Source organism: Psychromicrobium lacuslunae (assembly GCF_000950575.1).
Lineage (GTDB): Bacteria > Actinomycetota > Actinomycetes > Actinomycetales > Micrococcaceae > Renibacterium > Renibacterium lacuslunae.
Genome location: NZ_CP011005.1, coordinates 712,430 through 733,102 on the forward strand (window position 1 = coordinate 712,430; position 20,673 = coordinate 733,102).

Below are 20,673 nucleotides of genomic sequence, written 5' to 3' on the forward strand. Positions count from 1 at the left end.
TCGGTTCGGTCAATTGCTCGATGAGACCCGGGCGAGTGAGAACGCACGAGAGGCATCGCAGCCAATTGTAGGCATAGATATGTAGAGTAATGACGTGCTGACCTTTCTCAACGCCCTGAAACGGGTTGTGGTGGGCAGGCCGTTCCGTAATGACCGGCTCGCTCACACCCTTTTGCCGAAGCGAATTGCGCTGCCGATCTTTGCCTCGGATGCGCTTTCTTCGGTGGCTTACGCGCCCGATGAAATCTTGCTGACGCTGGCTTTGGCGGGAGCAGCAGCGGTGACTATTTCGCCGCTGGTCGGCCTGGCGGTGATGATTGTGCTGATCACCGTGGTCGCTTCCTACCGGCAGAATGTGCATGCTTATCCTTCCGGTGGCGGTGATTACGAGATCGCAAACACCAATCTGGGCAAATCGGCTGGCTTGACGGTGGCTTCGGCGTTGCTGGTGGACTATGTGCTCACGGTGGCAGTGTCGATGTCCTCGGCAGCTAATTACCTCACCTCGGCGATTCCCGGGTTACATGGCACCCAGGCTTGGATAGCGGTGATCGGCGTAGTGGTGCTGGCTTTGGTCAACCTGCGTGGCATTAAAGAAGCAGGTAGCGTTTTTGCGGTGCCGACGTATATCTTCATGGTCTGCATCCTGGGGATGACGGCGGTCGGCATTTTTCAGGCGATTACCGGTAATCTTGCTCGGGCGCCCAGTGCGGCCTTCGAGATTGTCCCGGTGCCAGAGTACGAACAGGGCATTGTTGGGCTGGCCGGAGCGTTTCTGCTACTCCGGGCGTTCTCCTCCGGCGCGGCCGCGCTGACCGGTGTTGAGGCGATTAGCAATGGTGTGCCGAACTTCCGTAAACCGAAATCCAAGAATGCTGCCACCACCTTGCTGCTGCTCGGGGCCATTGCGGCAGCCATGCTGGCCGGTATTTTGTACCTGGCGAACGCCACCGGCGTGCATATTGTGCAAGATCCCGCCAAGGAGTTCTTGGTCAATGGCCAACCGCTGCCCGAAGGTTATGTGCAGAATCCGGCGATCAGCCAGATCGCCCAAACCATCTTCGGAGCGGGCTCGATTCCGTTCTTTATCATTGTCGCTGCCACCGGTGTGATCTTGGTCTTCGCCTCAAATACCGCGTTCAACGGCTTCCCAGTGCTGGCCTCAATTCTGGCCCAGGACGGTTATCTGCCGCGGCAGTTACGCACCCGTGGCGACCGGCTGGCCTACAGCAATGGTGTGCTGGCGCTGGCCGTTGGGGCAATCATCTTGATCATCGCCTTCAATGCCGATGTCACCAAGTTGATCCAGCTCTATATCGTCGGGGTGTTTATTTCCTTCACCGCGAGTCAGCTCGGCATGATCAGACACTGGGGGAGAGCGCTCAAGCTGGTCAAAGACCGGCCAGCCAAACTGCGCATCATTAAGTCACGGACCATTAACACCATCGGTTTCCTGATGACCTTGACCGTTTTGGTGATTGTGCTGATTACCAAGTTCGAACAGGGCGCCTGGATTGCCTTGCTGGCGATGGCGGTGCTTTTCCTGGTGATGGGCAGCATCCAAAGGCACTATAACAATGTGGCCCGCGAGCTTGCGGTGGACGAGGATGCCTCGCCGCGCGCCCTGCCGACCAGGGTGCATGCGGTATTGCTGGTATCACATGTGCGTAAACCAGTGCTGCGAGCGTTGGCCTTCGCTCGGGCCTCTAGGCCGTCTCAATTGGACGCCATCACGGTCGATATTGACTCCGAGGAAACCGAGAAGACGGTAGAAACCTGGGAGAAGCTGGAGATTCCGGTGCCATTGACGGTGCTGGCCAGCCCTTATCGGGAAACCGTGACGCCGATCATGGAGTACGTGAAGAACATTCGCCGTGACTCACCACGCGATCTGGTGGTGGTCTACATCCCCGAATATGTGGTGGGTAAGTGGTGGGAGCAGCTAGTACATAACCAAACAGCGCTGCGGATCAAGACTCGTTTGCATTTCGAACCAGGTGTGATGGTGGCCAGTGTGCCGTGGCAACTTGCCTCTTCCGAGGCTGCGCGTCGTTCGCAGGAGCTGCTCTAGATGGAGCTAGCCGAAGTTACCGTCGGTGCGGTCGCGCACGGCGGGCATTTTGTCGCGCGGGATCAGGGTCGGGTCATTTTTGTCAGGCACGCGCTACCCGGTGAGCGGGTGCGGGTGGCGTTGCGCGAAGCGGCCGAGGGGGACCGGTTCTGGCGCGGCGATGTGGTTGAGGTGCTGGAGTCGGCGGCGGCCCGGCGTGAGCACTTCTGGCCCGTGGCAGATTCGCTGAAGGCCTATTCTGATGGTGTTTTGCCCGTCGGCGGGGCCGAATTTGGCCATATTGATCGCAGTTTTCAACGTGAGTTGAAGCAGCTGGTGCTGACTGAACAGTTGCAGCGTTTGGCCGGTTTGGAGCGGGTTACCGAGGTGGAAGAGGTGCCGGGAGAGAGCGCCGACGGCTTGGCCTGGCGCAGTCGAACTGGTTTCGCGGTTACCCCTGATGGTCGACTCGGCATGCATGCGCACCGTTCGCACCAGGTAGTAGCTGTGCAAGACATGCCGCTCGCAGTGTCCGGCATCCGGGAGCTATCCTTTTGGGACCTTGATTTTAGTGGCCTGGAGCGAGTGGAAGTGGCCGCACCGACCTCCGGTGATGGCCCGTTGGTGTTGCTGGCCGGCGCCAAGGCGGCAGCGAATCGGGTTGCTGTGGAGCTCCCTGAGGAGGTTTCCGCGGCGCATTGGGATCCGGAGCGCTCGCGAGTCTCCGCCTTGCGCGGACGTCCTTGGCTGCGGGAAGAAGCGTTGGGGCGCGAATTCAGGGTCAGCGGGGATGGCTTCTGGCAGATTCACCGGAAGGCGCCTGAGACCTTGGGTGGCGCGGTGCGAGGGATGCTCGAAGGGTTTTTGCGGCCGGGTGCGCGGGTAGCGGATTTGTATGCTGGCGCTGGCTTGTTTAGCGGGCTGCTTGCCGACGCCGTCGGGGTTACCGGTGAGGTACTCTCGGTGGAGGGCTCCCCGGTGACCTCAAAGGACGCGGTCCGAAACTTCGATGGTGAGCCGCAGGTGCTGGTGCGGCCCGGCCGGGTGGAGCGGGTACTGGCTGCCGCGGCGCGTTCCGGTTCAGCGGGTAGTCAGCTCGACGCGGTGGTGCTCGACCCACCACGGGCCGGGGCGGGTAAGAATGTGGTGCGGCAAATCGTCGCCAGCGGGCCGCGCGCGGTGGCTTATGTGTCCTGCGATCCGGCGTCGTTCGCTCGGGATGTCGGCTACTTTGCTGCCGCGGGCTGGCAGCTGGCTGAGTTGCGGGCCTTCGATTTGTACCCGCATACGCATCACCTAGAAACCGTGGCGTTGCTGGTGCCGGGGACGTAGCATCCGGCTAAGGATTGGATCTTGAGCAGGGGCGAGCTACTCAAGCCAGAGCAGAAGGCCTGCCCAGGGTTTTTTACAGCAGAGATCGTTACCTAGACCCGAAAGTAAAGATTCCGTCGTGGTTTCTGTTCCGGGTCGATCCAGGGTGGTGGCAGGAACTCTGGAATACCTGCCGTTATCTGCAGTTTCCATTCCTCTTGGTGGATCAGATGATGATGCCTGTTGCAGAGTAACGCTCCATTGCTGACCGCGCTTTCGCCGCCACGACTCCACCAATTCACATGATGAGCCTCGCACCAGCCGGCCGGGATGGTGCATTCAGGGAAGCTGCAACCACCGTCCCGGCTTAGCAGAGCCGCGCGCTGCCCGGGGCTGAATAGCCGACGTTTGCGACCGAGGTCGAGGACTTCACCGTGACCGCCCAGCAGCACCGGGATGACCTCGGCATCGCAGGCAATTCGGCGAATAGTCTGCGGCGGCACCGGGCCCGTGAACTGCTGTTTTGCCGTGCCACTGTGCTTGAGCTGGCCGAGCAACTCTTGGTAACCGATGGTGACGTGGACCTGAGGTCGCTGGCCGCCGGTCGCGGGGAGCTGGCTGGTGCTGAGTGCGGCACCGAGGGCGCTGACTAAGGCATCTAGTTCGCGTTGAGCCCGACTGCGAGAATCGATTGCCTCCGCGGATCGGTTGACGCGAGGGTTGCTGCCAGCGTTCAGCACGGTGAGTAACGTCTCGGTCTGAGACTGGTCGGCAAAAATCTTGAAGAGGGTCAGCCCCCGATGTTCACGATCCTTGAAGATTCCTTGCCGATGCCGCAACTCGGCCTCGTCTGGAAGCGTGCCGTCTTGATCGATGACGGTATCCCAGCGCCGAATAATGGTGCGCAGGAAATCGATGTCATGATCTCGCATGGTGCGGACGAGGCTTTTCTCCATATCAGCCAGTAGCTCCGTGCGGTGCAGATTGGCGGCAGTGGCATCTTCACCCGCCCGAACAGCAGCGGTGAGGTTTGCAGAGGTTTTCACGCTTGCCTCTTCTAAGGCTTTGACCGCGACGCCAGCGGTGCGGGAATCAACGGTGCCAGTCCGCACTAGTTCGGCAAGATTATTGAAGGGTGGATCGAGGGGAGCGGCGGTCAATGACCGGCTGGGGAGTAATTGCGCGGCAAGTTCGATCCGCCGACGCGCTTCGGCCCGGGTGATCTGTAGCCGAGCCTGCAAGAGCTCGCCTGGTTTGCTTTTGGCTTCGATATTGAGATTCTGTTCGACGGCCTGGGCAACCAAAAGCTGAGCATATTCGGTGAGGTGATGGATTTGCTCAACCATCGTCGCGGTTTTCAAAGTTTCCGCTTCGGATAATTGTGAAAGACGAAATGTTTCACCGGAGATCCAATTGCTGAGCAATTGGTGGATGCGCTCCAATTCGACCTGAGTCGTCTCGGGTATTAGTAGCGCTTCCATATGAAAATTATACTAGAAAATAGTTTCGAAGAGAAGGGTTATATCGATAAATAATAGAATATATGTATTGGATATCTGCTTTAGTGAAGTAAGCTCGACTTTATGGGTTCCGCTGGTGATGACGTGGTGGCTGGTGTTGATTATCCGGCTGATTTTGGGCAGTTTCAGGACTGGTTCAGCACTGATGAGGCGTGTTTTGAGTATTTAGCTCACCTGCGGTGGCCTGATGGCTTTGCTTGCCCTCGGTGTGCTGGTCTGGACGCGTGGGCGACCGCTAGTGGTTTGTGGATGTGTCGGAATTGTGGGAGACGGACATCGGTCACGTCTGGAACATTATTTGATCGGACGAGAACACCGTTACGGACGTGGTTCGCTGCGGTTTGGTTTGTCACGGCTCAGAAGAACGGAGTCTCGGCTCTCGGATTGCAACGCGTTCTGGGGCTGCGTTCCTACGAAACCGCGTGGGCGTGGATGCACAAACTCCGTAGGGCGATGGTCATGCCAGAGCGAGAGCTCCTTGGCGGCACAGTGGAGGTTGATGAATCTTATATCGGGGGCATTAGCCGTGGTAAAACCGGGCGATCTACCGACAAAGTGCCGGTGATGAGCGCCGCTGAGAACCTGGGTCGTAACCGTATCGGGCGGATCAGGATGGAACCAACAACGCCAGAATCGCTACCGTTGGTGAAATTCGCTCAAAGAGTCATAGTGGCTGGGTCAGTGATCAAAACTGACGGAGCCCAAGAACTCCGGCGATTGGGAAACCTGGGGTTTCAGCACAAGTTCTACACTCAGCTAGGCTCGAGCACCCCAGCCCATATTGATCTGCCCGCGGTTCATATGGTCGCTTCGCAACTCAAACGCTGGATGCTAGGTACCATGCACTATGGAGCGTCATCCGATCATTTCGGCTACTATCTTGACGAGTTCACGTTCCGCTTCAATCGTCGCGCGGCAAACAGTCGCGGACTGCTTTTCTACCGTCTTCTCCATCAAGCCGTGCGCACAGAACCGAGACCTCTCAACGAGTTGGTTAGCTCCGAGAACAACAAATACCTGAAATAAGAAAAGGAAGATCCTGATGGATTGGTGGGAGATTGTTCTAGGCATAGTGATCAGCCTCGCGGTGATCTATCTCGTCTTACTCTTAGCCGTCTGGATTTACGCACGCCGCCACCCCGAAACCATCGGGTTCAAAGACGCGCTCAGGCTTTTACCCGACCTGCTCCGAGCTATCAGAAGAATCACAGCAGATAAAACAGTCAATACCGCAGTAAGAGTGAAGTTAACCCTCTTGCTGATCTATCTCATCTCGCCGATCGACCTGGTCCCGGACTTCCTCCCCGTGATCGGCCACGCTGATGACATCATCATCGTAGCCATTACTCTCCGCTCAGTCATTCGCTCCGCAGGCCCCGAACTGCTACGCCGCCACTGGCCCGGCACGCAACCCGGCCTCACCGTTATCGAACGACTGGCCGGCATCCACTAAAAACACCAACTTCACTCAAGCAGATACCCAGTATATATGTATTAGGTGTCTGCTTTAGTGAAGTCGTCTAGTTGTTATGGGCGATGCTGAGCGTGTTGTGGTGGCTGGCGTTGATTATCCGGCGGATTTCGGTCAGTTTCAGGATTGGTTTGGCGCGGATGAGGCGTGTTTTTAATATCTAGCAGCGCTCAGGTGGCCTGCTGGTTTCCTTTGTCCGCGGTGTGCTGGCCAGGATTCATGGGCCACCGGCAAGGGTTTGTGGATGTGCCGCAATTGCGGGAAACGGACGTCAGTCACATCAGGTACTTTGTTTGATCGGACGAGGACGCCGTAACGGACGTGGTTCGCTGCAGTGTGGTTCGTCACCGCGCAGAAGAACGGCGTCTCAGCGCTAAGATTACAGCGAGTGTTTGGTTTGAAGTCGTACGAGACGGCGTGGGCATGGATGCATAAACTCCGTCTGGCCATGGTCATACCAGAGCGGGAGCTGCTCAGCGGCACGGTCGAGGTCGACGAGTCGCATATCGGGGGTATTAGCTGTGGTAAAACGGGACGCTCCACCGAGAAAATACCGGTAATGATCGCCACCGAAAACCTGGGAAGGAACCGGATTGGTCGGATCAGGATGGAACCCCCACCGCCAGAATCATTACCCTTGGTGAAATTCACTCAACGAGTGGTTGAACCGGTTTCGGTGATCAAAACCGGAGCCCAGGAGACTAGCCCACCTTGGCTACCGGCATAAGTTCAATACTCAGCTAGGCTCCAACGCCCCGGCACATGTCGATCTGCCTGCAGTGCACATGGTCGCTTCCCAACTCAAACGTTGGATGATCGGCACCATGCACTACGGAGCCTCTAGCGATCACTTCGCCTACTACCTCGACGAGTTCACCTTCTGATTCAACCGCCGCACCTCGAACAGCCGCAGGCTGCTGCTTTACCGGCTGATACACCAAACAGTACGCACCAGCCCACACCCTTTGAAGGGCCTAGTCAGCTCTGAGAACGCAAAATATCTGGACTAAGAGCGCTCTAAGTTGCTCCGTTGAATGTACTCGATGATGTTGCCATCGGGGTGACGTGCAATAAGACGTGGCCCGTTAGGTCCGGGGGTTGGCCCCTCAAGTAGCGCACCGCCAGCCTCAGAAATCGCCGCTTCGACGAGAGAGATGTCACGAACGGCAATCGTTGCAGTGTGGGACCTTACTTCCTCATCGGCGCCCTGGATGAGGAGAAACGAACCGATCTTAGCTAACTGAATATCACGGAATCCAAAACGGTGAGGATCCCCTCCGCCAGAAAGCTGCTGATATAGAGGCAAAGCTGCATTCAAGTCCTCAACATAGACACGTGCGACGACTTCCACAATATTCGAATCAGATTCACTCACGTCAACCAATAACAGCCGACTCAGATCCATTATTCCGTGTTACATCACTCAAGCAGATACCCAATATATAGATACTGATTATCTGCTTGAGTGAGTTAAGCTAACTGTTTTAAGTTTGCTTGGTCACGTTGGCCTGAGGGTATTTGGATTTTGAACACACCAACTTCGCTGACGACACTCGCCCCTAGCCTGCATCCACGCTCAGCCTGTCGCCCATGCTTACGAGGCCGGGATTGGTGACTTCTGCATACATCGCGAGGAACATTTCTCGCTCTGAGGCGAGTGGTTTGAGCCACCGCCCAGATGCTACAGCTCCGTCCTGATCGATGTCGATCATTCGGCAACGAGGTGTTCGCTCGACTATCCGCAGACTTACGCTGCCGATTGCGACTGTTTGACCAACCCAAGATTCCTCGACGAAGGGTTGATCGGACGAGAATACTATGTTCACTCGAAGGCGGCGCGGATCGGAATTGATACCCCAGCGATCTGCGCACCAATCTAGAGTAGCGGTACTGATCAGCGACACTGCACCCATGTCCTGATGGGGGACTTGGGATTCAGGGGTCACCCGCATAGCGGCGCCCATCTCATGGCTGAGATCCCGATCTAGCGCGGGATCGCCAACGGTCCACGATCTACCTGTCACGTTATTGACGACTATGATGCCGGGTGCCGTGGTTTTTGCCCGGTATCTGAAAACTTGATCATGTCGGCGAAAGCGGCGCGTGTTCTTCCCAGACGCGAAGTGGCCCTCGTCGTCTTCGACGGCATACCACCGGTCCCCACTCACTCCTCGACTGTCCAACTCGACAGACTCTAGGGCCTCCCCGCCCATCGCTTTGACCGGGTAACGTCGAAGCATTACTACCTTCATGTCCATGTCCGAACTGTAGCCACGGCCTAAAGCAGGGGCAACTTACAGCCAGTGTCAGCACCTGAGTCAGCTCAGGAGAAGTAGTGGCCATTTTCCGAACCAACCAGTGCTACCAGGGCGGACTAGTATGAACTGCCTGATGGGGTAGCCGGTAGAACAGTAGGCCCCGTCTGTTGGCATAGTGCCAAGCATCCCGCGCTCGAGCACAGAAGCAATCATCTGCACTGCCGGAAGATCAACATGGGCCAGCGTGTTCGATCCAAGGTGAGTGCAGGACTCATTCCGATAGCCAAGCTTAGCCAGGCGCCTAAGCTCCTGGGTCCCGTCATTCTTAGTTATCGACCCCGGCTCAAATACACGCTGAGCGAACTTCGCCCGCGGTAGCGACTCCGGATGCGCGGCGCCAGTCATACTCCATTTGCCTCGCGGTGGCTAAGGCGAGATCGGCGCCGCCGCATACCTCGACGAGGTGCAAGGCCAGGTCAATCCCGGCAGAGATGCCGCCGGAGGTGAAGATGTTCCCGTCGCGTACCCAGCGATGATTTGCCTCAACCTGCAGTGAGGGCCAGCGACGTTGCAGTTCGGCCTGATCTTCCCAATGGGTAGTTACTCGTTGGGTGGTTAGTATTCCGGCGGTTGCCAGCAGGAACGCGCCAGTGCAGACCGAGGCTAGCAGTGGCGTTCGATTCGCGGCATGTTGCAGCCAGTTGATCGTTTCATCGTCCCTCTCAGCGTCGTCGGTCACCCCGCCAGCCACTAATAACACGTCGAACTCTGTGCCCTCTGCAAAGGTCGAATGGCTCCGGAGTACGAGCCCGCCCCTAGCGCTGACCTCTAGTTCTTTGGCAATCATTGAAACCTTGAAGGGCTCCGACTTCCCTCTGCCGTGGCTGACTCGATTGGCGACCGAGAAAACCTCGAATGGTCCGCAGCAATCAAGTACTTCGACCTGGTCAAAGACGACAATGCCGACGCGCTGAGCGGGGCTGACTGGGGTGCTCATAATCTAAGTATTAGCCATCGGCACAAGGTCGGCACTTCGGGTAAGTTTGACAACTTAATTTAAGTAGCTTAAATTAATGCTCATGGCTGATCTTGGACATCTTTTGCACGACATTGTGATGCATATGGACAGGGATGCGGATGCGCGCCTGTCGCCGTTAGGGCTTACTCTTCGTCGTTTTGTCGCGATGACCGTGATTGCTGAACACCCGGGCATCACCTCGCGGCAGCTGGCCGCACCGCTCGGCATTAGCGAACCTGCCGTTAGTCAGGCGCTCAAGCCGCTCGCGGCAAGAGAGTTGATCTACGACGCTTCACCGCAAGGCTCAGGGCGCTCAATCAATTGGCAACTCAGTTCCGAGGGCGAACGCCTCTTTAGCGAGGCGCGCGACCGGCTGGGTAATGATTTCGACGATCTGGTCCGTCGGACCGGTCTCAACCCCGATCTGCTAGCCGGTCAGCTTCAAAGCATTCTCAACGAACTCAAGAAACCCATAGGGGAGAAGTGATGGCAATCATCTGGCCGATACTGGCTAGCTTATTTTTTGCGGTGCGACTGGTGCTCATGGTCGCCCTGCACCTGGTTCCTAGTGGCTATCATCCGATCAAACACGCTTTCAGCGATTATGCGGTGGGGCCAACCAAGAGACTCGCGGCGCTAGCCTCGTTCTCGAACACCTTGGCCTGGTGTGCGTTGGCGGTCGCTATTGCCAGCTGGCCAGGGGAGTGGTCTTATCGGGGCGCTGCTGTTTTTCAGCTCGTCGCCTTAGCGGTGCTCTCCGTTGCGGTGGTCTTCGTGCCGACCGACCTTGAAGGCGAGAAACGCTCGATCCGCGGCGTGATCCACTATGCGGTGGCCATTGCGACCTTTGCCTTGGCCTACTCGCTGACCGGCGATACCGCGCGCTGGTCAGCCGGTTTCGCTCCCGACTGGCTGTCGGGAAGCCTCACTGCGCTGAGCTGGCTGGCCTTAGTCGGGCTGATCGCACTCTGCGCGGGCCTGGTGCTGCCGCTGCTGCGGCCTTACTTCGGCGGTCTTGAGCGGATATTTCTGTTCTCAATCACGGTGTTTTATCTCCTGCTCAGTATCGCCCTGACGTTCTTTCGAACGTAACTGAGGCTCAGCTCACAGCTGGTCTCAAGTTCGTCCACGAACGAGGGCAACCGCAGATCTTCAATCTGGTTATTCCTGGGGTTCCGCTGCCCAAGCAAGTTCGGAGGCGCCCAGCGGTTCGCCTGCGGTGCTGAATTCAGGTCGATAGTTTGAATACCGAATTTGGCTGGGCAGGTAACTCACACTGCCCCAACTGCCAGCAATCTTCTGTAGTCCTGGCACCGGACCGGTCAAGGACGGCCGTGGCAGGTCCTGAACTAATTCAGGCTCGAAAAGTCCCAAGCTTTGGACCCACATGCTCATCCGAGCCAGATCCACCTGCACGGTGTAGCTTCCGCCGTCTCGTTCGCGTCGGCGTAACGCTTCAACTGCACCAGCGGCACCTAGCAAGGCAGCGAGATAGTCATTGAGCAGATGGGTTGGCGGTAACTGCGGTGCCTGTGAGCTCCCCTCCTCGGTTGCGATTCCGGTGGCAGCGCAGACCGGCTGATCGAATCCACGCCGTTGCGCCCAGTCCCCAGCTATGCCCCAGCTGCGGACGTTGAGCACGATCAGCCCAGGCCGTCGCGCGATCAGCTGTTCGACGCCGAAACCTTTACCTTCAAGGCCCAGGTAGCTATTCACGAAGAGGTCAGCATCCGCCAGCGTTGCCCAGAACTTCTCGACATCGGCTGGATCGGTAAGATCGCAGAACGCCGAGCGTTTCCCCAAACCGGTATCAATGATCATCGCATTGGGATCCGGGCGAGAGGGCTTGGAAAGGTGGAGGACCTCGGCGCCGTGCTCAGCCATGATCCGGCTGGCAATTGGCCCCGCAATCACATGGGTGTTGTCGAGCACCCTCACCCCACTCAGCGGCGCCGAAGGCTGCTGGCCGGACTGTCGCGGACCAGGGCGCGGAGCATCTGCGACCTTCTGGACCGTGACAAGCGGAGTATCCAACAGGTAGCGGCCTTGGGGGTGGTCCTGCCATTCCCGCTGGCTGCGCACCACGGCGGCCGCGCCGCCGAGTCGGGATATCTCCTCCTCTAATTCGAAGGCATCGCGTTCGCTGACGGCCTGCGCTATTGCGGAGTGAGTCGGCGCGCAATCCAGCGCCGAGCAGACCACGTCCCGAAGATGAGGGTAGCTAAGCACCAGATGGATGAAACGATTCTCGCGGGCCCGATAGAACGCGGTGTTGCTGAAAAGCTTGGGGTCTTCGGCAAGTTCGAGCACACTGACCCCATTGACAGTGGTGAAAAATGGTGCGGAAAGTTGCCTGATAGCCTCTTCGACGCGCACCTCGATGTGCTGTGGCGCACCGCCGCGTTGCCGCCAAAACACGGCTAGTTCGGCCCCCAGCGCCGCCAGCGCTGCAGCACTTGCATCGCCTAATCGATGTACGGAAGGCGCCACCGGATCGGAACCAATAATGCGGATCTCACCCGCGGCGTCGGACTCGGTGAAATCGAGCGCTGCCAGTACCTGACTGAGCGCGCTCACTTCGAAATTACTCATCCTGTGCTCTCAATTCTCTCAGCATTACCAGCGGAACCTGGCTCTGCACAGTCAACCGCTGAGTCCAGCAACTCGTTCTATCGATCCGAATATTCGTATAGTCAGGAAATGATGAGCCAGCGCGCAATAGCCCGAGCAGACCGCATCCTCGACCTTCTGGCACGTTCGAAGATGCCGCTGACCCTTGACCAAATCTCCTCGGCGCTCGAGCTACCGCGAAGCACAGCCTTCGACCTGCTCGGAGATTTGCTCTCCACGGGCTTCCTACAGATATCGGCACATCGATATTCCTTCGGCTCTCGTGTTTCGATGTTGCAGACCCTCGCTGAGAGCACGACAGTGCCGGCGGTGAGTCACCCAACGTTGCTGGCGATAGCCCGTGAATCGGCCTGGGCGGTGGCACTGGCGGAAATTGCTGGCCCGGTGCTGCTCTATGTGGATCAAGTGGGGGTCCGCGGACCGGGACGACTAAGCCGGATTGCCGATCTGCATTTGCCCAGACCGGTGCTGCAGACCGCAGCGGGCCGAGTAATTTTGGCGAATATGCCAGCCGAGGTTCGCCGACGCATGCTTCACGGCGCGGCCTCCGCCGAGCAGCAGAAAGAGTTCCGCGCAAAAGCCAGCACGATCCGCCGGAATGGCTATCTCTTCCACGAGACCGGTTTGATCCCCGGTCTCAGCGCTTTGGCGGTACCCGTCCCGGCCGCCTTAGACGGCGTGGTGAATTCCGCCGTCGTGCTGTTCATGCCACGCGGCTCGACTGGCGGGAGACAGCGCGTGCGGGAAGTTGTGGCGCTAGTCCAAGACCATTTGCGGCAGTAGATGCAGCAATAAGTATCGTGCTGAAACTTCACTCGCTGGTGCTCAGCTGTGGCACGTTCTACAGCAGATTCTTAGCCTCACTTCGTAGTTTGGTGGAGATGAGCAAATCAGATCTTGTTGGCCGCAGAGATGCCCTCACCCTCATTGGTCTTAGCGGCTTGGGACTTGGTGGGGTGGGATTGGCCGGCTGCGCGGGAGTGCCAGGGAACGACGAGCCGGGGAGCTCGACACCTTCGGCTCGCCGAACGAGCCCTGATCCTTCCACTACGACAACCAGCACGACAGCCAGCCCGACAAAGAGTGCCACCAGTAGCCCGACCGGTCCAGCGGCAGCTGAGCCCGATTTCCAGCTACCAGCCGCTAAACGAGGCCTGGTTCCGGTGCTTACCCGGGTACCAACAAAGCAACCGGTGGTTTTTCTCAGTATTGATGACGGCGTGACCAAGCGAGCTGAAGCGCTCGCGGCGCTGCAACACTATGGCTATCCGGTGACGATGTTTCTGACTAAGAACACCATTCAGAACGACCCGGAGTATTTTCGGGGCTTTCAGGCCTTAGGCAATCGAATCCAAAACCATACGGTGAGCCACGACACCACCATGTGGGCCAAACCCTTCGCCTATCAGTATGCCGAAATCAAGGTCATGCAAGATTACGCACAAGAGGCTTTTGGCCGGGCTCCCACGCTTTTCCGACCTCCCGGCGGGCGCTATTCGAAGGCGACGCGACGAGCCGCGGGCCAAGCTGGCCTTAAAGCCATTATTGACTGGGAGGCCTTGGTTAGCGGCGGTCAGATGCAGTATCAAGTCGGCGCAAAACTGCGTCCCGGAGATATTGTCTTGATGCACTTCCGGCCCGAATTCGAAGCTGACCTCAAGGCCTTTCATCAGGCTAGGCTTGAGGCCGGCCTCAAGGTGCAGCGGCTCGATGATTTCCTCGGCGTCTGAGTGAAACCGATCGAGTAATCTCTTTGCTATGACCCAACAAATCGCACCACTCAGCGCCGAGACCAGCCAATACCTCGATTCGATGCGGGGGTGGATTGCCGGGCACCTCCCTGAGGAGAGTCGCGCCGAGTTCGCTTCTTCGGGCGTCAAGCTCCAAGTGTTGGCGGCAATGTTGAACAATGGCTGGGTCGGGCCGGAGAACACCTGGGAGCTTCACGCCATGGGGGCTGTCTTTGGGGATGCTCTGGCGCAGGAACTTGAGCTTGAGTGGGTACAGGTTAGCGATGAATATGGCACGGATCCGGCGGTCCGAGTGCCCGGTAGCACGGTGCTCAGCTTTCCACTCACGATCATTGCCAAAAGAGTTGAGCAACAGAGCATGGGGGATGTGTACGAGTTGTTTGGTGCCGCCATGCAGGGCATCCTCGACGCTGCTCACAGGGCAGATGCCGATACCGGGCAAGCAGGACAGTAGTGCGAGATGACGTGGAAGTCGAACCTCGCTGGCACACTACCGGACAGCAGGAGCTTTACCGTGGCTGGATGACTTTGACCGGGCATACCGTGCTGCTGCCGGATGGCAGCAGCACCAGCTACGAGGTGGATAGCAGCGTGCCGTTTGCCGTCGCTACGCTGATCTACGACGGTGAGCAGGTTTTCCTGAGCCGGCAATATCGGTATCCCATTGACCAGTGGATCTACGACCTTCCGGGAGGCGGCGGTGAACTGGGGGAGGAACCAGTGGAGGCCGCGCGTCGAGAGGTGGAGGAAGAGCTTGGCCTGATTCCCGAAAATCTGCGACCTTTACATGTGTTTTTCTCCAATCCAGCGCGGGCTGCTTGGCCAACCCATCTCTTTTTCAGTACTTCGGTCTCCCAGGGGCAAGCGCAGAATGATCCGATCGAGCAGGTTCGATTGGCCAGGATGACGCTCGAGGAGCTTGATTTACTGATTTTCCAGCGAAAGATTATTGATCCGTCATTATTGGTGGCGCGCACCATGGCAGCGGCAACCGGATTGATGCCCGTGGTGCGGTCGTGGTGACTCACTCGAGTTCACTCCCACGTCTCAGTTGAAGTCACTAAACATCCCTCCTGGGACTGATGTCGGCTCCGCCCGGCTCGCATAGAGTTATTTCCATCATGAGCAGCCAAAAGACGATGCCGAGCCGCGCCGAAACGAAGAACACCGCCCGGCTCGTGGCGATCTCCGACGCCAAACGACAGCTTTCAGAATCTGGCGATGATCTGATCACCAGTGGGCTGACCGAAGCCCAAGTAGCCCGGCGTCTTTCGCTGGGGCTGGATAATGCGGTTCCGAATGAATCCAGTCGGAGTATCGCGCAGATTTTGCGGGCTAATCTGGTCACGCTTTTCAACATTGTGCTCGGTGCTTGCTTCATTGTGGTGCTGCTGGTCGGCGAATGGAAAGACGCGCTGTTCGGCGTCATTGTGATTGCCAATGCGGCGATCGGGGTGATTCAGGAATATCGCGCCAAGCGCACCCTAGACCGCTTGGCGGTGCTGAACGCGCCGCACGCCCGGGTGCTCCGGCAGGGCACGGACGGCCAGAGCAGCCCCAGGGAAGTCGCCGTCGCTGAGGTGGTCTATCAGGACGTGCTGGTGCTACGCACCGGCGATCAAATTCCGGCCGATGCCGAAGTGCTCAGCGTTGAGGGCTTGGAAGTCGACGAATCACTGCTGACCGGTGAATCCGACCCGATCGATAAGCAGCCCGGCGACGAGGTGCTCTCCGGCTCGGCGGTGGTTTCCGGCTCCGGCACAGCCCGGGTGCAACGCATTGGCGTAGAATCTTTCGCCTCGAAGCTGACCGCCGAGGCTAAGCGTTTCTCGATGGTCAATTCCGAGATTCGGAACTCTATTAATAAGATCGTGCTCTACATCACCTGGGCGCTCGTTCCGTTAGTGCTGCTGGTGATCAACGGTCAGATGCAAGCCAAGGGTGGCTGGGCGCACGCCTTTGAAAGCGGGGCCTGGAAAGAAGCAGTTGTCTCGGCGGTCGCCTCCATTGTGGCGATGATCCCGGAAGGTCTGGTATTGCTGACCAGCATTTCCTTTGGCCTGGCCGCCGTCACGCTGGCCCGCCGCCAAGTGCTGGTGCAAGAGCTCCCGGCAGTCGAAGGCCTAGCTAGGGTGGACATTGTCTGCCTGGACAAGACCGGCACGCTCACCGAGGGCGAGATTATTTTTGATGCCGAGTATCTGCTCAACGAGCAGGCCGGCTGGCGGCAGGTCCTCGGCTGGATCGGTGCTGACGAGAACGCCAACGCCACCGCCGCCTGCTTGCGCCCGCAATACACCGCTGCCACCGTGCAACCGGACCTCAAGGTGCCATTCAATAGTGCGCGCAAATGGAGCGCCTTAAGTTTTGCCGCGACCGAAGGCGCCGAGCAGCCCCAAGGGAGCTGGGTTTTCGGCGCGCCGGAGATGGTGCTGAACCACGACGTCGAAAGCCACCAAGCCACGCTAGCCCAAGCGGGTGAACTGGCAGAGCAGGGCCTGCGAGCCCTGATTCTGGCGCACAGTGCACAGCCCCTAAGCGCTGAAGAATTACCCGCAGACCTGCAAGCGGTAGCGATTCTGACCTTCCGTGAGAAGGTCCGCCCTGATGCTTCCGAAACGCTTGCCTACTTCCGCGAGCAAGAGGTTAGCCTTCGGGTGATCTCCGGCGACAACCCACGCACCGTGGCAGCGGTGGCCCGCGAAGTCGGCTTCGAGAACGTCGGCCAAGGCTACGATGCCCGGCAACTACCGGAGGACATCGACGAGCTGGGCGAGGTACTCGAACGGGAGCAAGTGCTGGGTCGGGTCACCCCGGAACAGAAGAAAGCGATTGTGCTCGCACTGCAAAAACGCGGTCACGTGGTGGCGATGACCGGTGACGGGGTGAACGACGCGCTCGCCTTGAAGAATGCTGATATTGGTATTGCGATGGGCTCAGGTGCTGCAGCGACCAAGGCGGTGGCCAGACTGGTATTGCTCGATGGGCAGTTCTCCCGGATGCCTGGCGTGGTGGCCGAAGGCCGTCGGGTGATTGCCAACGTGGAGCGGGTGGCTAATCTGTTCCTGACCAAGACTGCGTACGCGATCATCATCTCGCTGTTCATTGGCATAGTGCTCTGGCAATACCCCTTCCTTCCTCGCCAGCTATCGATCATTTCTTCGCTCACCATTGGTATTCCGGCCTTCTTCCTCGCGCTTTTGCCGAATAAGCGGCGTTACCAGCCCGGTTTCCTGCGCCGAGTGCTGCTTTTCTCGGTACCCACCGGAGCGATTATCGCCGCCTGTATTGTGGCGATTTACAGCTTCTCCCGGGCGTTCCCAGACCCCGCGCTGAGCGCAGATGCGCAGATCGAGGCAAGCCGTACGGCCACTACGGCAGCGGTATTGCTGATCGCGCTTTGGGTGCTCGGCACCTTGGCCCGGCCATTCGACCGTTGGCGGGCTGCGGTGGTCGCGGCCATGCTCCTCGGTTTGGTGTTGGTGCTCGCGGTGCCTTTTGCCCGCGACTTCTTCGCGCTACAGGTGCCGACTGGCACCTTACTGGCGGGTACCATTGGAATAGTTGTTCTAGGCTGTGCGGCGGTTGAAATTCTCTACCGAATCCTCAAACGCCGTGGTGCCGTCTCGGAAAGGGAGTAGTTGCGCGCGGCGCTTAGTTAGGAGCGCCTAACTGGCAACTGGACCCCCTCGAGACAAAGATAAAAGCGAGGCGAGAGGAGACTGTAGTGACTTCTACAGCGGGGAATACAGGTAATACAGACAGCTTCGGATCCAAGGGCGTTCTAGATGTCGCCGGGACCGAATATGAGATTTTTCGTTTGAATGCCGTTGAAGGAGCGAAAAGCCTGCCCTTCAGCCTGAAGGTATTGCTGGAAAACCTGTTGCGCACCGAAGATGGTGCGAACATCACCGCGGATCACGTCCGCGCATTGGCTAATTGGGATCCCAGTGCCCAGCCCAACACCGAAATTCAATTCACCCCGGCCCGGGTGATTATGCAGGACTTCACCGGCGTGCCCTGCGTGGTCGACTTGGCCACCATGCGTGAAGCCGTCAAGGAGCTCGGTGGTGACCCGACCCGGGTCAACCCCCTAGCACCCGCCGAACTGGTGATCGACCACTCGGTGCAGATCGACGTCTTTGGCAACGCTGGCGCGCTAGAGCGCAATATGGAGATCGAATACCAGCGTAACGGCGAGCGCTACCAGTTCCTGCGTTGGGGCCAGACCGCTTTTGACGACTTCAAGGTCGTCCCGCCGGGAACCGGCATCGTGCACCAGGTGAACATTGAATACCTGGCTCGCACCGTCATGACTCGCGAGGTAGATGGCAAGCTGCGCGCTTACCCGGACACCTGCGTTGGCACCGACTCCCACACCACCATGGTCAACGGCCTGGGCGTGCTGGGCTGGGGCGTCGGCGGCATTGAAGCCGAGGCAGCGATGCTCGGCCAGCCAGTGTCGATGTTGATCCCGCGCGTTGTCGGCTTCAAGCTGACCGGTGGCATCCCCGCCGGCGCGACCGCTACCGACGTCGTACTGACCATTACCGAGATGCTGCGTAAGCACGGTGTGGTCGGCAAGTTCGTGGAATTCTACGGCGACGGCGTGGCCGCTGTGCCGTTGGCAAACCGGGCCACCATCGGCAATATGAGCCCGGAATTCGGTTCCACCGCGGCAATGTTCCCGATTGATCAGGTCACCCTTGACTACCTGCGCTTGACCGGTCGCTCCGAGGAGAGCTTGGCGCTGGTGGAGGCTTACAGCAAGGAACAGGGCCTCTGGCACGATCCTTCGCACGAGCCGAAGTTCTCCGAGTACTTGGAACTGGATCTTTCCACCGTGGTGCCCTCGATCTCCGGACCGAAGCGCCCGCAGGACCGCATTCAACTCAGCGACGCCAAGGAGCAGTTCCGCAAGGATCTGCACAACTACGTCAAGCCGGTTGCCGATGATGGCAGCGTTGACGAGGCACTGGAGGAGAGCTTCCCGGCTTCCGATTCGCCGTCCTTCGCCGCCGACGCGAACAGCCACGTGCATGACAGTGCTCGGCCGATGAATAAGGAAACTCTCTCCGCAGCGAATGGCGCTTTCGGCCGTCCCTCGAAGCCCGCCCCGGTGACGCTTTCCGACGGTCGTCAGTTCGAACTCGACCACGGCGCGGTGACCATCTCCTCGATCACCTCCTGCACCAATACCTCGAATCCCTCGGTGATGTTGGCGGCAGCGCTGCTGGCGCGCAATGCCGTCGATAAAGGCCTGACCTCGAAGCCGTGGGTGAAGACCTCGCTGGCTCCGGGTTCCAAGGTGGTCACCGACTACTACGACAAGTCGGGACTGACCCCATACCTCGAGAAGCTCGGCTTCTACCTGGTGGGTTATGGCTGCGCCACTTGCATCGGTAACTCCGGACCCTTGGAACCGGAGATTTCCGAGGCCATTCAGTCAAACGACTTGGCTGTCACCGCGGTGCTTTCCGGTAACCGTAACTTCGAAGGCCGCATCCAGCCCGACGTGAAGATGAACTACTTGGCTTCGCCGCCGCTGGTCATCGCTTATGCCTTGGCCGGTTCGATGGACTTTGACTTCGATACCGATCCGCTCGGCACCGATGACTCCGGTAAGGAAATCTTCCTCAAGGACATCTGGCCGACGCCGACCGAAGTTCAGTCGGTGATCGACTCCTCGGTTGATCAGGACATGTTCATCTCCAGCTACGCTTCAGTGTTTGAGGGCGACGATCGCTGGAAGGCGCTCTCGACTCCTGAGGGCGACACCTTTGCTTGGGCGGAGGATTCCACCTACGTGCGGAAGCCACCGTACTTCGAGGGCATGAAGGCGCAGCCGGAACCGGTTTCGGACATTACCGGTGCCCGGGTGCTGGCCAAACTGGGCGATTCGGTCACCACCGACCACATTTCTCCGGCCGGTTCCTTCAAGTCGGACAGCCCGGCCGGTAAGTACCTGCTGGAGCATGGCGTGGACCGCAAGGACTTCAACTCCTACGGCTCGCGGCGTGGCAACCACGAAGTGATGATCCGCGGCACCTTCGCGAACATCCGTTTGCGGAACCAGCTGCTCGCCGATGCTAACGAGGGCAATGGCGTTGAGGGTGGCTTCACCCGCGACTTTACCCTCGACGGCGGTCCGCAGTCGACCATCTACGACGCCTCGGTGAACTACCTGGCCGCTGGCACCCCGCTGGTGGTGCTGGCCGGTAAGGAATACGGTTCGGGCTCCTCGCGTGACTGGGCAGCCAAGGGCACCGCGCTGCTCGGCGTCAAAGCAGTTATCGCCGAAAGCTACGAGCGTATTCACCGCTCGAACCTGATCGGCATGGGCGTGCTGCCGCTGCAGTTCCCGGAAGGCGAGAACGCTGCCACCCTGGGCTTGGACGGCACCGAGTCCTTCTCGGTTGAGGGCGTTACCGCTCTGAACGAGGGAACCACTCCGAAGACGCTCAAGGTCACCGCGACCAAGGAAGACGGCAGCACCAAGTCCTTCGACGCTGTGGTCCGCATCGACACCCCAGGTGAAGCCGATTACTACCGTAACGGCGGCATCCTGCAGTACGTGCTGCGGCAGATCTCCGCGTAGGGCTTTACCGAAGGGCTCCGCCCGCCGTCCACAGTGACGGTGGCGGAGCCCTTTCGCGTTCCCCC

General features: G+C 58.8%; 17 protein-coding genes and 3 pseudogenes. 15 read left to right on the forward strand and 5 right to left on the reverse strand.

What is annotated here, in order from left to right; translation table 11 throughout:
- Window positions 1–94: 94 nt before the first annotated feature.
- Both UM93_RS03240 and UM93_RS03245 read left to right on the forward strand, forming a co-directional pair.
- The gene (locus UM93_RS03240) at window positions 95–2,071 is read left to right on the forward strand and encodes an APC family permease (RefSeq protein WP_045073630.1); all 1,977 of its coding nucleotides are present in this window, start codon (window positions 95–97) and stop codon (window positions 2,069–2,071) included.
- Complete coding sequence (locus UM93_RS03245) at window positions 2,072–3,382, forward strand: class I SAM-dependent RNA methyltransferase (RefSeq protein ID WP_045073631.1); 1,311 nt, start codon at window positions 2,072–2,074, stop codon at window positions 3,380–3,382. It begins immediately after the preceding gene.
- A gap of 92 nt (window positions 3,383–3,474) precedes the next feature.
- Here the strand turns inward: UM93_RS03245 and UM93_RS03250 are convergent, their stop codons facing one another.
- Window positions 3,475–4,842 (reverse strand): HNH endonuclease signature motif containing protein, encoded by a 1,368-nt coding sequence (locus UM93_RS03250; protein WP_052663572.1) that lies wholly within the window; start codon window positions 4,840–4,842, stop codon window positions 3,475–3,477.
- A 102-nt stretch (window positions 4,843–4,944) separates the two neighbouring features.
- Here UM93_RS03250 and UM93_RS03255 point away from each other — a divergent pair, with 102 nt between their 5' ends.
- The 5 genes and pseudogenes from UM93_RS03255 to UM93_RS18170 all read left to right on the forward strand — a co-directional run.
- Complete coding sequence (locus UM93_RS03255; protein ID WP_082057002.1) at window positions 4,945–5,907, forward strand: IS1595 family transposase; 963 nt, start codon at window positions 4,945–4,947, stop codon at window positions 5,905–5,907.
- A gap of 16 nt (window positions 5,908–5,923) precedes the next feature.
- The gene (locus tag UM93_RS03260) at window positions 5,924–6,334 is read left to right on the forward strand and encodes a YkvA family protein (RefSeq protein ID WP_045073632.1); all 411 of its coding nucleotides are present in this window, start codon (window positions 5,924–5,926) and stop codon (window positions 6,332–6,334) included.
- Window positions 6,335–6,521: 187 nt separating this feature from the next.
- Window positions 6,522–6,668: pseudogene (locus UM93_RS18160) on the forward strand (transposase); the annotation flags it as partial.
- A 12-nt stretch (window positions 6,669–6,680) separates the two neighbouring features.
- A pseudogene (locus UM93_RS18165) lies at window positions 6,681–7,079 on the forward strand (IS1595 family transposase); the annotation flags it as partial.
- Between the two features lie 31 nt (window positions 7,080–7,110).
- A pseudogene (locus tag UM93_RS18170) lies at window positions 7,111–7,236 on the forward strand (IS1595 family transposase); the annotation flags it as partial.
- Between the two features lie 122 nt (window positions 7,237–7,358).
- Here UM93_RS18170 and UM93_RS03270 read toward each other — a convergent pair.
- The 3 genes from UM93_RS03270 to UM93_RS03280 form a co-directional block, all read right to left on the reverse strand.
- A complete protein-coding gene (locus tag UM93_RS03270; RefSeq protein WP_045076794.1) occupies window positions 7,359–7,727 on the reverse strand; it encodes a VOC family protein in 369 nt (122 codons plus the stop codon).
- A 184-nt stretch (window positions 7,728–7,911) separates the two neighbouring features.
- Window positions 7,912–8,610 carry an MOSC domain-containing protein gene (locus UM93_RS18115; RefSeq protein WP_052663574.1) on the reverse strand — a complete coding sequence of 233 codons (699 nt, stop codon included), beginning with the start codon at window positions 8,608–8,610 and terminating at the stop codon, window positions 7,912–7,914.
- A gap of 343 nt (window positions 8,611–8,953) precedes the next feature.
- A complete protein-coding gene (locus UM93_RS03280; RefSeq protein ID WP_045073634.1) occupies window positions 8,954–9,607 on the reverse strand; it encodes a DJ-1/PfpI family protein in 654 nt (217 codons plus the stop codon).
- 82 nt (window positions 9,608–9,689) lie between these two features.
- Here UM93_RS03280 and UM93_RS03285 point away from each other — a divergent pair, with 82 nt between their 5' ends.
- Both UM93_RS03285 and UM93_RS03290 read left to right on the forward strand, forming a co-directional pair.
- Window positions 9,690–10,115: a MarR family winged helix-turn-helix transcriptional regulator gene (locus UM93_RS03285; protein ID WP_157874084.1), complete on the forward strand. Its 426-nt coding sequence runs from the start codon at window positions 9,690–9,692 to the stop codon at window positions 10,113–10,115.
- Complete coding sequence (locus UM93_RS03290) at window positions 10,115–10,720, forward strand: DUF998 domain-containing protein (RefSeq protein ID WP_045073637.1); 606 nt, start codon at window positions 10,115–10,117, stop codon at window positions 10,718–10,720. Before UM93_RS03285 ends, UM93_RS03290 begins: the two co-directional genes overlap by 1 nt.
- Window positions 10,721–10,789: 69 nt before the next feature.
- Here UM93_RS03290 and UM93_RS03295 read toward each other — a convergent pair whose 3' ends face one another.
- On the reverse strand, window positions 10,790–12,220 hold the full coding sequence (locus UM93_RS03295; protein ID WP_052663576.1) for a CoA transferase: 1,431 nt from the start codon (window positions 12,218–12,220) through the stop codon (window positions 10,790–10,792).
- 108 nt (window positions 12,221–12,328) lie between these two features.
- Here UM93_RS03295 and UM93_RS17655 point away from each other — a divergent pair, with 108 nt between their 5' ends.
- The 6 genes from UM93_RS17655 (at window position 12,329) to UM93_RS03325 (ending at window position 20,608) form a co-directional block, all read left to right on the forward strand.
- On the forward strand, window positions 12,329–13,042 hold the full coding sequence (locus tag UM93_RS17655) for an IclR family transcriptional regulator (protein ID WP_162183374.1): 714 nt from the start codon (window positions 12,329–12,331) through the stop codon (window positions 13,040–13,042).
- Window positions 13,043–13,140: 98 nt separating this feature from the next.
- Window positions 13,141–13,989 (forward strand): polysaccharide deacetylase family protein, encoded by an 849-nt coding sequence (locus UM93_RS03305; RefSeq protein WP_234399372.1) that lies wholly within the window; start codon window positions 13,141–13,143, stop codon window positions 13,987–13,989.
- A 28-nt stretch (window positions 13,990–14,017) separates the two neighbouring features.
- Window positions 14,018–14,464, forward strand: a complete 447-nt coding sequence (locus UM93_RS03310) for a DUF3806 domain-containing protein (RefSeq protein ID WP_045073638.1) — start codon at window positions 14,018–14,020, stop codon at window positions 14,462–14,464.
- On the forward strand, window positions 14,464–15,033 hold the full coding sequence (locus UM93_RS03315; protein ID WP_045073639.1) for an NUDIX domain-containing protein: 570 nt from the start codon (window positions 14,464–14,466) through the stop codon (window positions 15,031–15,033). Before UM93_RS03310 ends, UM93_RS03315 begins: the two co-directional genes overlap by 1 nt.
- A 98-nt stretch (window positions 15,034–15,131) precedes the next feature.
- Window positions 15,132–17,651, forward strand: coding sequence for an HAD-IC family P-type ATPase (locus tag UM93_RS03320; protein ID WP_199921804.1), 2,520 nt, complete (start codon window positions 15,132–15,134; stop codon window positions 17,649–17,651).
- Between the two features lie 86 nt (window positions 17,652–17,737).
- A complete protein-coding gene (locus UM93_RS03325) occupies window positions 17,738–20,608 on the forward strand; it encodes an aconitate hydratase (RefSeq protein ID WP_045073641.1) in 2,871 nt (956 codons plus the stop codon).
- The last annotated feature ends 65 nt before the right edge of the window (window positions 20,609–20,673 follow it).

What these genes read in the sequence shown, in the direction of transcription:
- UM93_RS17655 (WP_162183374.1), top strand. Translation starts at nt 12,329, where the DNA reads ATGATGAGCCAGCGCGCAATAGCCCGAGCAGACCGCATCCTCGACCTT.
- UM93_RS03305 (WP_234399372.1), top strand. Translation starts at nt 13,141, where the DNA reads ATGAGCAAATCAGATCTTGTTGGCCGCAGAGATGCCCTCACCCTCATT.
- UM93_RS03285 (WP_157874084.1), top strand. Translation starts at nt 9,690, where the DNA reads ATGGCTGATCTTGGACATCTTTTGCACGACATTGTGATGCATATGGAC.
- UM93_RS03255 (WP_082057002.1), top strand. Translation starts at nt 4,945, where the DNA reads ATGGGTTCCGCTGGTGATGACGTGGTGGCTGGTGTTGATTATCCGGCT.
- UM93_RS03295 (WP_052663576.1), bottom strand. Translation starts at nt 12,220, where the DNA reads ATGAGTAATTTCGAAGTGAGCGCGCTCAGTCAGGTACTGGCAGCGCTC.
- UM93_RS03290 (WP_045073637.1), top strand. Translation starts at nt 10,115, where the DNA reads ATGGCAATCATCTGGCCGATACTGGCTAGCTTATTTTTTGCGGTGCGA.
- UM93_RS03250 (WP_052663572.1), bottom strand. Translation starts at nt 4,842, where the DNA reads ATGGAAGCGCTACTAATACCCGAGACGACTCAGGTCGAATTGGAGCGC.
- UM93_RS03320 (WP_199921804.1), top strand. Translation starts at nt 15,132, where the DNA reads ATGAGCAGCCAAAAGACGATGCCGAGCCGCGCCGAAACGAAGAACACC.
- UM93_RS18115 (WP_052663574.1), bottom strand. Translation starts at nt 8,610, where the DNA reads ATGGACATGAAGGTAGTAATGCTTCGACGTTACCCGGTCAAAGCGATG.
- UM93_RS03260 (WP_045073632.1), top strand. Translation starts at nt 5,924, where the DNA reads ATGGATTGGTGGGAGATTGTTCTAGGCATAGTGATCAGCCTCGCGGTG.
- UM93_RS03310 (WP_045073638.1), top strand. Translation starts at nt 14,018, where the DNA reads ATGACCCAACAAATCGCACCACTCAGCGCCGAGACCAGCCAATACCTC.
- UM93_RS03245 (WP_045073631.1), top strand. Translation starts at nt 2,072, where the DNA reads ATGGAGCTAGCCGAAGTTACCGTCGGTGCGGTCGCGCACGGCGGGCAT.
- UM93_RS03280 (WP_045073634.1), bottom strand. Translation starts at nt 9,607, where the DNA reads ATGAGCACCCCAGTCAGCCCCGCTCAGCGCGTCGGCATTGTCGTCTTT.